Genomic DNA, 13,504 nt, shown 5'->3' with positions numbered 1-13,504 from the left:
GCACGCTTTTCGGAAGTTCACGTCTGGAAGTAGAGAGTAACACGCCCTGAGCCAATCAAAAGGTTGCAGGGCATTTTTCTGTTTCAGGAGGGAAAACGATGAACCCGATCGAGGAGTTTGAGCAGTACCTAGTGGAGAACGGGATCGCGCCCAAGACAATTGCATCCTACGTGGGCGACGTGAAAGGGTTTTGTGTGTTCCTGCAAGGGATGGGCGTGGAGCAGCTGACCGATCTGAAACGCTTCTACGTTTCCAGCTACAAAAGCCACCTCATGGAGAACAAGTACTCGGTGGCAACCATCAACAAGAAGATCAATTCACTACAGGCGTTCAATCTGTTCCTGATCGACCGTAAGCTGACCACAGAACAAGTCGTCACGCTGCGCAAAGACAGGATCAAGGTGGCCGCTGGCAGCGAGGGTGAAGTGGAGGTGTTCTCCGAGCAGGAGGTGAACCAGTTGCTGTTCTTCGTCCAGGACAGGAGCAAAGTCAGCCTGCGAAACCATCTGATCGTTTGGCTGCTGTTGTACACGGGCGTTCGCGTTAGTGAGTTGTGTGGTATTCAGCTCGGAGATCTGGACTACCTCACCAACACGTTACGGGTAACAGGCAAGGGCGGCAAGTACAGAGAAATTCCACTTCGTCCAGATCTGGTGGATCTAATCAAAGAGTACATCCGGTCCGAACGGCAGGAGAACAAGCACAAGGACAGCTCCTACCTCCTTCTCAGTCAACGAGCGGAGAAGATGCACAAGGACGCGGTCAACACGTTGCTGGAAGGATTGGAGAAGCAGCTCGGCTACAAGCAGCTGTACCCGCATAAGTTTCGCCACACTTTTTGTTCCCGACTACTCAAGAAAGGTGTGCCGCTCACCACCGTCTCAAAGCTTGCAGGCCACGCTCACATTCAGACGACGGCCCACTACTACATCAACACCAGCAGGCAGGATAAGGAGCAGGCTGTAGCCTTGCTGTAAAACGGAATAGGAGGAGAGTGTCATGAGTTCAGTACAGGAAAAATACGAGGAGTTTGTCGAGTATCCTAAATGTCCAAATTGTGATTCGTTTTTACTTAAACTTTCGAGTACACTATCGAGATGTTACAAATGTAATAGGGTGCACTTTATATACGAATATTGAGATAGCATTAATACTTGTATTGAATAACGAGAAATTTGCAGGAAGTAAAGAACAAAGTGAGGGACTATCCCATTACTCAAGATCGAATTGTTTATGGGAGGTTTTATCATGGACGAACCAGAAGATCTTCTAATACACATTGAAAATATGCGAATTGATTTATCAGATTTGGTCAAAAAAAGGGAGACTTCCTGCATCCAAGTGTAGTTCAGATGTCCCAAAGATTAGATGATTATATAATCAGATATCAAAAGATGTTAATGATTAAGAATAATTCCCTTCCTTGAGTATTATTAATGTGAATGGCTACAAAGGCTATAAATTAGAAAGCCAGCTGACCTTCTCAGCTGGCTTTCTAATTAAATCCCCGAAATATATGATTTGGAGAGTAATCAGTTTACATACGAGTAAACAGCTAATTAAAATAATTGGGTTTTTAACAGGTGAACAGTTCCTCCAATGACTTTACTTGGAGGGCGGTCATAATAGGCATGGTGCCGTGTGAAGCACCATGTTCTAGTGGTATCGCCCAATCGCAACAAAGCATGCCCGCAGAGGTTCTTTGTTCCTACGAAGTTGCCGATTACTATCCTATGGGCAAATAATGATGGGGTACTTCTTTTCCCATTTGTCTTGGAAAGCAGAAAATGCTCGTCCTGCCCCTTCATAGGTAAGTGCTTGATAGACCTTCTATATAATCTGTTAGGACAATCTTTTCTTCCCTACACCTCCACCCTCTCGCAACACGCTTGCACAAAAGCCTCAAACAGCCTCAAGTACTCACCATGGCGATCAATCATCATTTCAGGATGCCACTGAACAGCAACGACGAAACGCTCGCCGAGTGCCTCGATGCCTTCCACCAATCCATCCGGAGCGGTCATAGTAACCTTTAGACCTTGTCCCAGCTTGTTCACTGCCTGATGGTTAAAGCTGTTTACCCAAAGCTCCTGCGTCTGAAAAATAGCTTCGAGTCGTGAGCCTGGCAGGACTCCTGCAGGATGCGTGGGGTGGTATTTGGGAGCGTGCTTTAATGTGTGCGGCATTCCCTCTGGGCGTTCCAATTGCAAGTCCTGGTAAAGCGTACCGCCCATCGCTACATTCAGCAGCTGACTGCCACGGCAAATTCCGAGCACGGGTAGATTGGTTTCATTCAGAACCTTTTTGATGAGCGCGATCTCGTGCTTGTCGCGCTTGGGATCAATCTCTCCCAGACCGGGTCTCGGCAGCTCGCCGTAATAGGTGGGCTCGATATCGGAGCCGCCACTGAACAATACGCCGTTAAGAACAGACAAGAGGGGATGCAGCGTCTCCGGGGAGTCTGTCACCGGCAAGATGACAGGAACACCTCCACTTCGTTCAATGGCTTTGACGTAATCATCGGCGAGCACCTGCCATTCCTGGCCAGGTAAACCGAGGCCGCTCTTGGTTCCTACGCTGTCATCAATCGTGTAGTTGGCACAAATACCAATCAAGGGCTTCATTTCTCTTTCCTCCTAACCTATGGATCAGTCTGTCAGCATGCAATCATCACGCTATGTATTTGCTTTTGCAGAAGTAATATTACGAATATTGTAACACACGGGCATTCCACGATAGACACCATTCGTGAGGCAAAAAAGGACGGCTATATAATAAGGAAGGTACTCGTATGGTGAAAATGTTTAACCATGTTTACGTGGGAGGTGGGCCATTCTCTATTTTTTTTCTAAAGTAAATCAAACACTTTCCTAGTACACTGGAGAATAGCAGACAAACACGTTTGCGTGTCTTCTATAACGGGTACGAAAACCAGAGAAGAAAAAGGGGAGAGTGAGAACAATCGTCGCGAAACTAGGCTTTAAACCATTACTGCTCGCTCTGGCTGTATGCAGCTTGTCCGCTCAAACGGGATTGACACCTGTATATGCGGCTTCAACGGATATGGATACGCCTTCACCTTCACACGAGGCCGCGGGTGTTCCCACAAGCGAAACCGGAGAATATATCGTCAAGCTCCGTGAAGGGTCGGCAAAACAGACAACGAAGCTCCGCTCGATGACGAAGGGAGCCGTCTACACGGAACAAACCGACCAGCACATGCTCATTCGCTTAGATGGCAGGACGGATGCGGAAGTTTTGAATTCCTTGGCGGCTGATCCGCAGGTCGAGTACATCGAGCCGAACATGCGTATGTATGCTACTTCCACGATCGACGATACATACTATTCAGAACAATGGGGTTTGGGGCAGATTCAGGCACCAGAGGCATGGGAGGAAGTCACGGGAGATGCGCAAGTAACGGTGGCTGTCATCGATACGGGCGTAGACTACAGTCATCCGGATTTGAAGGGCAGAGTGAATACGGCGAATGACTATGACTACGTGAATAAAGACAAGGATGCAAAAGATGACGAAGGGCATGGAACGCATGTAGCCGGGATCATTGCTGCCCAGCTGAACGCACAGGGAATAGCAGGAGTAGCAGGAAACAGCTCGGTAAAAATTCTCCCCTTAAAGGTGTTGGACGCAGAGGGGGAAGGAGACCTCTATGATGTAGCGAGCGCCATTATGGATGCAGCAGATTTAGGAGCCGATGTGATCAACCTGAGCCTAGGCGCAGAGCTTGGGGATAATCAGAAAAAGGCACCGCAAACGCTGGTGGACGCTATTACATACGCGATGAAAAAAGGGGCCTTGGTCGTGGCAGCAGCTGGCAACGAGAGCTCCAACGCCGACCGCTTCGTTCCTGCATCCATCGCGGGAGTGGTTACGGTGAGCGCGATTGATTCGGACAGGACGCTTGCTGACTTCTCGAATTATGGCTCCAGTGTAGATATTGCAGCTCCAGGGGTGGATATAATCAGCACTTATCCTGGAGGAAGGTACGTACACGCGAGCGGGACTTCTCAAGCGACACCGTTTGTATCCGGGGTTGCAGCACTACTCAAGACAAAGGAACCCGACTTGACCGTAAAAGAGCTTACAGATCGTCTGCTAGCGACCGCTACGGACTTAGGAAAGACTGGGCGAGATTCGTTATACGGATATGGTCTGGTTAATGCCTATCGGGCCGTACAGGCGGATTCTTCTGATTCAGAGCTGCCTGAAGAACCGGTCAGTGTAAAAAGCGTGAAGGCAGATAGAAGCAAGCTGTCCTTGTCCCCAAATCATACGGGGACCATCACGCTGACAGCCACGATGACAGACGGTACTAAGGCTGCTGTAGATGCCAAAGACGTCGAATGGAAAACAAACAATAAAAAGATTGCTGTTGTAGAAAATGGAGTGGTGACCGCAACAGGGATAGGAAAGACGAGCATTACCGCTGCCTATCAGGGGAAAACCGTCTCCATTCCCGTAGAAATTGTCCTCACGAAGCTTGCAGCATCCAAAACATCACTTACAATGAAGCCGGACGGCGAGGCGACGGTGCAGCTGACAGCGACGTTTGGAGACAAAACTCAAACAGTGCTCTCACCGGATGAAATCGAGTGGACAACGCAGGATAAGGATATTGCAGTTGTTCAGGATGGTTTGATTACGGCCAAAAACATTGGCAGCACCTACATTGTAGCGTCATATGCAGGCAAGAGCGTGAAAATACGGGTAAGTGTCAGCATAACCAAGCTAGTCGCCAGTGCGAGTAAGCTGCTTTTAAAGCCGGATGAATCGGCTCCCGTCGAGATTACCGCTTTCTATGGGGAGGACCAGGAAGTAGTCACATCCGAAGTAGAATGGAAGACTACCGATGCGCGTGTGGCTGTCTACAAGGATGGGGAGATCGTTGCAAAAGGCTTTGGATCAACCACGATCACGGCATCCTACAGAGGAAAATCTGTAAGGATCAGCATTGATACTCGGCTTAAGCAGCTGCAGGCAGATGAGACACGACTGTCCCTGCAGGTGAATCAAACTGTTACCCCTGTGCTGAAAGCGACCTATAGCGATGGCTCGAGCGAGCAAATAGAGGACGGAATCTCTTGGACCTCCTCGAATGAGAAAGTAGCAGCCGTAGCGAAGAGCGGGGAAATCACTACAAAAGCAAAGGGCACCGCAACGATCGCGGCCCAATACGGAGGAAAATCAGTTCGAATTTCCCTCACAGTAAAAGAATAAAGCCAAAGGAAGCATAAAAAACCGCCAGACAGCGAATAGTCTGGCGGTTGTCCTATCTTTTAAAGAAAATGGGAAGAGAGTAAAAAATGGCCAGCTGAGGAGGTCAGCTGGCGATATGTATCCCCAAGAAATTCATTTATCATCATTATTTTAACAATAGAGAGCATTTATGTAAACCTCATGCTTATATGGTAAATAATACATGATTACTGAATGCGAAATATCCCATAAGCACTGCCTGTCATTCCTTGACATCACCTATGCTTACGGGTATCCTTACAAATATTACCCATCGGTCGGATGCGAGTGCACAGGGACGTCCCTGCTATGCAAATGAACAGGCTTTCATGAGTCAGAATGCCAACTTTTCGAGGTTGCAAAAGGTTGGCACTGTGCTATAGTGAATGACGAACAGAACTCTATATAGAGGTAGAGAAAAGTTGGGAGAGACGTTATGTTATCCTTCTTGAAAAATTTACTCGGGAATACTCCCACATCCGAAGAAGTCAGACAGCAGATTCAGGAAGAGTCTATCCTGCCCGCTACTGCTGAACACTCACAGCAAGGGAAGCAATCTGCACCGGCAGGCGTTGTGACATCCCTTTCTTTGCATCCCTCGTGGGAAGATAAGCTTAGTTCACAGGAGAAATATGCGCTCTCTTTTATGGCGCAAGAGCTGGAGCCTTTGGCAGAGGGAAGTATTTCGCTCGCGGGTACCTCACTTGTTCCCCATGATGCAGGGGTTGAAGTGACAGCATTTATCCGCAATAGCTCCGATCGTCCGATGACTTTGAATGAAATGACGCTCGTTGTATTATTTGGAGATCAACAGTTGTTTACGCGCCAGAAATTTGACTTGGCTGAAATAGGTGAGATTCCGCCGCGATCTGCAAGACCGTGGTCATTTGTATTTGAAAGGGAGCATTTTCTGCAAGTGGATGTCCTGCTTGTAAGCTGGAAAATTGCTTTCGAAATGGCACAGAAAAAGATGGTTTTGCCACAGCAGCTGGAGCTGGAAGAGTCATGGATCAAAGCATTGTCGGATGAACAGAAAAACTCTCTTATTGAACTAGCCAAACGTCTTCCTTCCATTAAAGAAGGGGAAGTTAATATTCAGAGCATGCAGATTCGTACGGAGGAATCAGGCGCCCTGAATGTCATGCTTTTGATCCGTAATGGCTCTAGTCAATCGCTATCCTTTGAAAAATTGCCATTGGTACTGTATGATGCCACCGGTGAAAAAGTAGCGGAAGGTTTGTTTGAGCTTGGTAGCCTGACGGTTCATGCAAGTACGAGTAAACCATGGCTGTTTATCTTTCCGCCAGAAAGTATTCAGAAGCAAGATGCTGATTTTTCACGTTGGAAAGTCAGCGTACCACAAAGCTAAGGAAAGACTAAGTTTGGCAAGGTGCGATTTGCTCGGGTTCAATCCAAAGGTTATGATATTATTGTAGAGTTTCGGTCGCGTCCGGACGTGTGAGGAGGTAACACATGTTTTCATTCTTAAAGAACTGGTTTGGGAAAGACGAAAGTCAATTGAAGAAAGAGCTTCAGGAAGAGGCAGCCATTGATTTTCACGAATTGAGCGATTCTGAAGCAGATGTGGAGAAAGAGGTAGCTTCGAATGCAGCTCCAGTAGTTACGAAGGTGCATACGGAGCTTTCGCTGCACCCAGTATGGGAGCAAGAGCTGGATGCTGAGAAAAAATATACGCTCCGCTTCCTGCAGGCTGAGTTGCCAGATATGGTAAAAGGGATGATCAGCGTAACGGGTTTCAGTATGATTCCTGGCCCGAATGGATTGACGGTGACCATGTTCTTCCGCAACTCATTGGATCATCCCGTTCGGTTCAAAAATATCCGCATGGCGATTTATTTGGACGACAAGCCGTTTGCTCGTATGAGGGTAGACTTGTCTGAAATGGGAGCTATTCCGCCACGTTCCAGCCGCCCTTGGGAGATGTTATTCCCGGAAGAGACATTCTTGCATGATAACTTCTCGTTCAAGCGCTGGAAGGTGGTAATGAAGGCGGGGAGAAGCTCGCATGTTTGGCCGAAACAGTTGGAGCTGGATCCAGAGATGGAAAAACGCATGACAGAGCGACAAAAAGATCGGCTGGAAGCATTGACCCATTCATTGCCGCCTATTCCTGCTGACACCGTTCAAGTAACTGGCTTTGATATTACACTGGCGAACGACGGCAGATTGATTGCAGGCATGCTGTTCCGCAACGGCATGAGAGAAATGTATAACCCGGAAAAAATTCAGCTAACCATCTCTGATCAAGATGGAGATGTGGTAGCGAAGGGTTCCGTGGACGCAAGCACGGTCAAAGTAAAGCCTGGCCACAGCCGTCCGTGGATTATCGTATTCCCGCCGAATGCCGTAAAAAAACCAAATGCGAACCTGCGCAGATGGGTGCTGGAAGTAAAGTAGCACGAGTAAAGTTCATTCTGCAGCAGGGCTTGGGAGGTTGACATATGAGTTGGTTATTGGAAAATTGGTTTGGATCAAAGGAAAGTCTGGAGCAAGTGCGAGAGGATATTCACGAGCATTTGCATAAAGAATTTTATTTGGGTATCTCCGGGATTGATAATCCTGAGCAGTCCTCCACCCGCATTCCATCTACGGAGCTGGAATTGGTCATGAATGGCCCATGGGACAACAGGCTGGAAGAAACGGAAGCAGAGCTGCTGCAATATATTCACGACGAGCTGCCAGCCGTGGTGCGTGACGAGGTTGGAGTTGTTCCTTTCTTTACACAAGTAACAGATGATGGCTATCTGGTGCTGACCTATATTCGCAACGCTACAAACAGGAGCGTCTTGCTGCAAAAGCTGCCTTTGACGCTGATTACGAATGAAGGCGAAGTCGTCGCGAAGAAGACCTTTGACTTGATTCCAGCAGGTCCAATTGGCGATTTGACCAGCCGTCCTTTTGAATTCCTGTTTCGCTGGGACGAATTCAGCAAGCTTCCAGAGCAGGAGGTTCCTCTGACGTTGACTTATCAAAAACCTGCTGCGCCAAAAGCAGTGGAAGAGATGACTCAAGGTCTGACGAAGGAAGAGAACGAGAAGTACTTGAAGCAGGCAAAGGAACATTCACCGCTTGCAGCCGGCCAGGTTGACCTGCAGGTGCTCGATATCACGAAAGGCGAAGAGGACGGTCTTCGAGTGATTGTAGCGTTCCGCAACGGTTTGGAAAAACGTCTGGAATTCACGGAAGTGCCGATCATCGTCAACGATGAGGAAGGCAACAACGTGGCTCGTATCCAGTACACCTTGGCAAACATGAAGGTAGAGGCGAATAGCAACCGCGTGTGGGCATTCGATATTCCTTCGACGTCTATTAAACAAGACGATTATGATGTGAGCAAGCTGACAGCCGTCATCCCAAAAGCACGTCAAAGTAAAAAGCAGCCAGCTGTTAATCCGACAGTGGAGAACAATAAAGGTTTATTGCAATAATGGAAAGACCCTTTTTGCCCACGGTGAAAAGGGTTTTTCTACTAGTTGAACATTCCAAATATTGGATATTCGAACTTGCATGTCTCCCTTTCGTTCCGCTATGCTTAGAAAAGAAGTAGAATACCTGAATTCCTTTTAGACTGCACCTTCGGCAGGGGAGAGAAGGAAGGACTGTTTTTCATGAGGAAATGGACACGAGCAGCATTTGCGCTCGCGATAGGCTTCACGATGACGCTGGTTGATGTGAAGCCGATGGTTGCTTTCGCTGATTCCAATGATCGCTACTACGATAACCAGCAGCATCTCACCCAGATTCGAGCAGACAAGGCATGGCAAACAGTGAACAGCAATACAGCAATTACTATTGCGGTACTGGATACTGGTGCAGACTACAATCATCCGGATCTGAAAGGGAATTTGTTACCGGGCATCAATCTTGTGAACGCTGGACGTTCCGCACAGGACGACAACGGGCATGGTACGGAAGTCACTGGCGTACTCGCGGCCAAGGGGAACAACAGCATCGGTGTTTCTGGTGTCTTGTGGAACGCGAAAGTTTTGCCGATTAAAGTATTGGACAGCAGGGCAGTCGCTGATTTGGATGTCGTAGCAAGGGGCATCAATACTGCGCTGGACCGAGGAGCCAAGGTAATCCTCATGTCGGTGAGCAGCATGTCCTATTCCAAAGCGCTGACCAATGCCGTTAACCGTGCAGAGGCGAGCGGGGCTGTACTGATTGCAGCGAGTGGAAACGAGGGGAACCGTGTTGCTTATCCGGCTGCTTATCCAACTGTGATAGCTGTAGGGGGAGTAAAAAGCAACAACGAGCCTATCTACGAGTCGAACTCAGGGCCAGAGCTGAATTTGATGGCACCGGGCCTAAACGTTTACACGACCAAGCTTGGCAGCACGTACGGTTCTTTTAGCGGTACGTCTGCTGCTGCACCTCAAGTGGCTGGAGCTGCGGCTTTGATCATGGCCCGTTATCCCAAGCTAAGGCCTATCGATGTGAGGCAGCTGCTTTATCAAACGGCGACCAATCTGGGCGAAAGCGGATGGGACAAGCGGACGGGCTACGGATTGCTCAACGTGGAAAAAGCAGTAACCTCAGCAATGTCCCAGGACTTTTTAGAACCAAACAACGTATTGTCGCGTGCCAAGGCATTTCCGATCGAACAGCAAATACGTGGAAATCTTGGTCCGAACGACACCACCGACTGGTTTAAAATGGACGTTCCGTACGATGGAAGAGTCAGCTTTACGGCATCGGTGAATTCGACTGTATCTTCCCCGATGGCGGCTACCTTTTATTCAGAAAATCGGACGCCGGTCACACACTACATCGGAAACGGCGATACGATTACCGTTTCGGCAAAAGCGGGACGCATGGACATCAGGCTCGTGCGAAATGGGGGCGTAAATGCCTTTTCCTACGTGCTGACCAGTAGATTCAGCATCAATCCGGACCGTAATGAGCGCAATGACACCAGCGGAACGGCCAGACCGCTTGTAGGCAACCAGATCAGTGTGAACGGAAGCTTCCACACCGAGGGAGATCAAGATTGGTTCTCCTATTATGTCCGTGAGTATGGGCATCTGGATGTGACCGTGACACCAGACAACAAGCGTATGGATCCGGTACTTGCGATTGGCAAGCAGGGCCAGGGAAATAGCACGACATGGGATCCGCTGTATGATAACGGTGATCGTGACGACCCAGCGGAGCATGCATCCAAAGAGGTATCTCCTGGTAAGTACCTCCTCCGTGTAAGTGAGTATGAACAAAATGCAGTGAATGGCGAATACAGGCTGGACTTGAGCTTTACGCCTGTGAAAAAAGATGTAAACGAGCCGAATGACGCGTATCGTCAGGCATCCTATCTGGCGGGTGGTACCGTCATGACAGGGACGCTGCCGACTACTACCGATTCTGACTGGTTCCAATTTACTGTCGGTTCAGAGTCGTACGTCTATGTACGCGCTCCCTTTATTCCGGTCTCATCCGGCGTGAGAATCGCCTTGTACAGTGCAAATAATTTCAATTATGCATTGGCCTCCACGAATGAAGTGGCAGAGCTTTCCGATCAGGGCAAGGATATTTTCGGACTGCGTTTGCAGCCTGGCAAGTATTACATTCGTCTGAACAGTGGCGTTCCGTTCAAATACGATGCTTACCGTTTAACCGTGAACCAGCAGGTGCTGGTCGGTGGGTATCGAGACATTTCCAGCCACTGGGCCCGTTCTGAGATCGTCCGCCTGAGCAATCGTGGGATAGTCAAAGGCTTTGGAGACGCGACGTTCAAACCAAATCAGGCTGTGACACGCGCGCAGTTTGCGACAATGCTGATTTCGGCCATGCGTTCGGATGGGTTGCCAGTAGCTTCCTCTTATACGGGTAAAACGACCTTCCGTGATCTGCCGAAAAAGCACTGGGCGTATAACAACATGGGCATCGCTTATCAGGTAGGAATCATGAAAGGCTATCCGAACAAGCAGATGAAGCCCGATCAGCCGATAACCCGTGCAGAGATGGCTTCCATGATTGCCCGTGCGCACAATGTACTGCTGTACAAACGCAGCACGTCCAGCTATCGGGATGTACCGACCAGTCACTGGGCTTCCCCAGCCATTGAGGCATTGACTTCACGCAATTGGTTAAACGGTTATGGTTCCACGTTCAAGCCACAGGGTATTGCCACTCGGGCAGAGGTTGTGGTATTGATTACAAAAGCTTATAAATTTTAACCGCAAAATCTGGGGAGGATAATAAGGATGAAACCAGTCACAAAAGGCCTGCTCGCAGCTGCGATTGGGGGAACAGCAATATTTGCCTCTCAGGCGATGGCAGATGGCGTGGGAGGCGTACCCGGTTCTGTAGACGATCCTGTGGTTACCAAAAGCTACGTCGACCAGCAAATTCAGGCAGCCGGCGGTGGAGGCAGTACGCTGACAGTCGTTGAGGTAAATCCTGGACAGACGCTGTACGGCTTTGAAGGCACAGAATTTATTGTTCGTACAGGAAAAGTACAAGCTGTAGCGGGCAACAATGGAGATGGTCTGACTGACCTGACAGCGGGTGTAGACCTTCGCGGTGGAGCTGTGGTCGGTACGAATCACCTGCTTCTGATTGCCCGTTCTGACAACCGCGGATTGCGTCTCGCACCTGGTTACGATGGGATTTCTCACGTGATGGTTCGAGGGAAATATACACTCCGATAAAAGTCTATTGACACCATAGAGAAAAACAATTATTCTATAATCCGTAATGGATACTCTTATCCAGAGCAGGCGGAGGGACTGGCCCTATGAAGCCCGGCAACCGACGAAAGAGCGGTGCTAACCAGCAGAACGGACATCTGTTCTGGCCGATAAGAGGATGAAGGAAGCATAAAGCGCTCAAACCTTTTCCTCCGACTTGTTGGAAAAGGTTTTTTTATTGCGTTTACGTCGATAAAATCCTGACTCGGCTACCACACTATTTGTATGAGGTCAAAGGAGGTATTTTCTCATGGCTTTGCAAAAAGGTCGTCGTCTGTTCACATCTGAATCCGTAACCGAAGGACATCCGGATAAAATTTGTGACCAAATTTCCGATTCCATCTTGGATGCGATCCTGTCCAAGGATCCAAACGCTCGTGTCGCTTGCGAAACATCCGTAACAACAGGTCTCGTACTGGTTGCTGGTGAAATCACCACAAACACCTACGTAGACATTCAAAAGCTGGTTCGCGAAACCATTCGCGGCATTGGCTACGATCGTGCGAAATTTGGTTTTGACGCTGATACTTGCGGTGTAATTACTGCAATCGGCGAACAGTCTGCTGATATTGCTCTTGGTGTTGACCAAGCTCTGGAAGCACGTGAAGGTCAAATGTCCGACGCTGAAATCGAAGCAATCGGTGCTGGTGACCAAGGTCTGATGTTCGGATTTGCTTGCAACGAGACACCTGAACTGATGCCACTGCCAATCAGCATGGCTCACCAACTGGCTCGCCGTCTGACAGAAGTACGCAAAAACGATACCCTGTCTTACCTGCGTCCAGATGGAAAAACGCAAGTAACGGTTGAATACGATGGTGACAAGCCAGTTCGTATCGACACCATCGTTATTTCTACTCAACACGCTCCTGAGACCACTTTGGAGCAAATCAAGAAAGACCTCGTAGAGCACGTAATCAAGCCTGTTGTTCCTGCTGAATTGCTGGACGCGGATACTAAATACTTCATCAACCCAACTGGCCGTTTCGTAATTGGCGGACCACAAGGGGATGCTGGTTTGACTGGTCGCAAAATCATCGTAGATACCTACGGCGGTTATGCACGTCATGGCGGCGGTGCGTTCTCCGGTAAAGATCCAACAAAAGTGGACCGTTCCGGCGCATACGCTGCTCGTTATGTAGCGAAAAACATCGTAGCTGCAGGTCTGGCTGACAAATGCGAAGTTCAAGTGGCTTATGCCATTGGGGTAGCACAGCCTGTATCGATCGCAGTCGATACTTTTGGCACAGGAACCGTTTCCGAAGAAGAGTTGGTAAAATTGGTTCGTAAACATTTTGACCTGCGTCCTGCTGGTATCATTAAGCAACTGGACCTGCGTCGTCCGATTTACAAACAAACTGCAGCGTATGGTCACTTCGGCCGCAACGACCTGAATGTTCCTTGGGAGCAAACAGACAAAGCAGATGCACTGAAGCAAGATGCTGCTGCACTCGTGAAATAAGAAGGAACAGACGAAAGAGCCTAGTTTATCCGCTAGGCTCTTTTTTTGTGTGGTGAAAATTCGCTCTGATTTCTAAGGC

10 protein-coding genes and 1 riboswitch are annotated in these 13,504 nt (G+C 48.8%); of the genes, 9 read left to right on the top strand and 1 reads right to left on the bottom strand.

The window, feature by feature from the left end; translation table 11 throughout:
- Nucleotides 1–98 precede the first annotated feature (98 nt).
- Nucleotides 99–977 (top strand): tyrosine-type recombinase/integrase, encoded by an 879-nt coding sequence (locus EDM55_RS15725; protein ID WP_122960742.1) that lies wholly within the window; start codon nt 99–101, stop codon nt 975–977.
- A gap of 324 nt (nt 978–1,301) precedes the next feature.
- Nucleotides 1,302–1,427: an aspartyl-phosphate phosphatase Spo0E family protein gene (locus EDM55_RS31010; RefSeq protein ID WP_092275660.1), complete on the top strand. Its 126-nt coding sequence runs from the start codon at nt 1,302–1,304 to the stop codon at nt 1,425–1,427.
- A 435-nt stretch (nt 1,428–1,862) separates the two neighbouring features.
- Here EDM55_RS31010 and EDM55_RS15715 read toward each other — a convergent pair whose 3' ends face one another.
- Nucleotides 1,863–2,624: a gamma-glutamyl-gamma-aminobutyrate hydrolase family protein gene (locus EDM55_RS15715; RefSeq protein ID WP_122960741.1), complete on the bottom strand. Its 762-nt coding sequence runs from the start codon at nt 2,622–2,624 to the stop codon at nt 1,863–1,865.
- Between the two features lie 328 nt (nt 2,625–2,952).
- Between EDM55_RS15715 and EDM55_RS15710 the strand changes: the two genes are divergently transcribed.
- From EDM55_RS15710 to metK, 7 genes are all read left to right on the top strand, one after another.
- Nucleotides 2,953–5,238 carry a S8 family peptidase gene (locus tag EDM55_RS15710; RefSeq protein ID WP_122960740.1) on the top strand — a complete coding sequence of 762 codons (2,286 nt, stop codon included), beginning with the start codon at nt 2,953–2,955 and terminating at the stop codon, nt 5,236–5,238.
- Nucleotides 5,239–5,692: 454 nt separating this feature from the next.
- A complete protein-coding gene (locus EDM55_RS15705; RefSeq protein ID WP_092275423.1) occupies nt 5,693–6,625 on the top strand; it encodes an accessory Sec system S-layer assembly protein in 933 nt (310 codons plus the stop codon).
- A gap of 104 nt (nt 6,626–6,729) precedes the next feature.
- Nucleotides 6,730–7,674 (top strand): SLAP domain-containing protein, encoded by a 945-nt coding sequence (locus EDM55_RS15700; protein ID WP_092275425.1) that lies wholly within the window; start codon nt 6,730–6,732, stop codon nt 7,672–7,674.
- A 44-nt stretch (nt 7,675–7,718) separates the two neighbouring features.
- The gene (locus EDM55_RS15695; RefSeq protein WP_122960739.1) at nt 7,719–8,705 is read left to right on the top strand and encodes an SLAP domain-containing protein; all 987 of its coding nucleotides are present in this window, start codon (nt 7,719–7,721) and stop codon (nt 8,703–8,705) included.
- 228 nt (nt 8,706–8,933) lie between these two features.
- Nucleotides 8,934–11,450, top strand: coding sequence for a S8 family serine peptidase (locus tag EDM55_RS15690; protein WP_373863367.1), 2,517 nt, complete (start codon nt 8,934–8,936; stop codon nt 11,448–11,450).
- Nucleotides 11,451–11,477: 27 nt separating this feature from the next.
- On the top strand, nt 11,478–11,924 hold the full coding sequence (locus EDM55_RS15685; RefSeq protein ID WP_092275433.1) for a hypothetical protein: 447 nt from the start codon (nt 11,478–11,480) through the stop codon (nt 11,922–11,924).
- A gap of 53 nt (nt 11,925–11,977) precedes the next feature.
- Nucleotides 11,978–12,080, top strand: a riboswitch (SAM riboswitch).
- Nucleotides 12,081–12,213: 133 nt separating this feature from the next.
- Complete coding sequence (metK, locus tag EDM55_RS15680) at nt 12,214–13,425, top strand: methionine adenosyltransferase (protein WP_092275436.1); 1,212 nt, start codon at nt 12,214–12,216, stop codon at nt 13,423–13,425.
- Nucleotides 13,426–13,504 lie beyond the last annotated feature (79 nt).

Source organism: Brevibacillus centrosporus (assembly GCF_003710815.1).
Taxonomy (GTDB): Bacteria; Bacillota; Bacilli; order Brevibacillales; family Brevibacillaceae; genus Brevibacillus; species Brevibacillus centrosporus.
The sequence above is the reverse complement of the archived record's forward strand: the minus strand, read 5'-3'. Positions and strand labels throughout refer to the sequence as shown.

Bases quoted from the DNA above. Each gene is read 5' to 3' on its own strand.
- EDM55_RS15725 (WP_122960742.1), top strand. From the start codon at position 99: ATGAACCCGATCGAGGAGTTTGAGCAGTACCTAGTGGAGAACGGGATC.
- EDM55_RS15715 (WP_122960741.1), bottom strand. From the start codon at position 2,624: ATGAAGCCCTTGATTGGTATTTGTGCCAACTACACGATTGATGACAGC.
- EDM55_RS15705 (WP_092275423.1), top strand. From the start codon at position 5,693: ATGTTATCCTTCTTGAAAAATTTACTCGGGAATACTCCCACATCCGAA.
- EDM55_RS15700 (WP_092275425.1), top strand. From the start codon at position 6,730: ATGTTTTCATTCTTAAAGAACTGGTTTGGGAAAGACGAAAGTCAATTG.
- EDM55_RS15695 (WP_122960739.1), top strand. From the start codon at position 7,719: ATGAGTTGGTTATTGGAAAATTGGTTTGGATCAAAGGAAAGTCTGGAG.
- EDM55_RS15690 (WP_373863367.1), top strand. From the start codon at position 8,934: ATGACGCTGGTTGATGTGAAGCCGATGGTTGCTTTCGCTGATTCCAAT.
- EDM55_RS15685 (WP_092275433.1), top strand. From the start codon at position 11,478: ATGAAACCAGTCACAAAAGGCCTGCTCGCAGCTGCGATTGGGGGAACA.
- metK (WP_092275436.1), top strand. From the start codon at position 12,214: ATGGCTTTGCAAAAAGGTCGTCGTCTGTTCACATCTGAATCCGTAACC.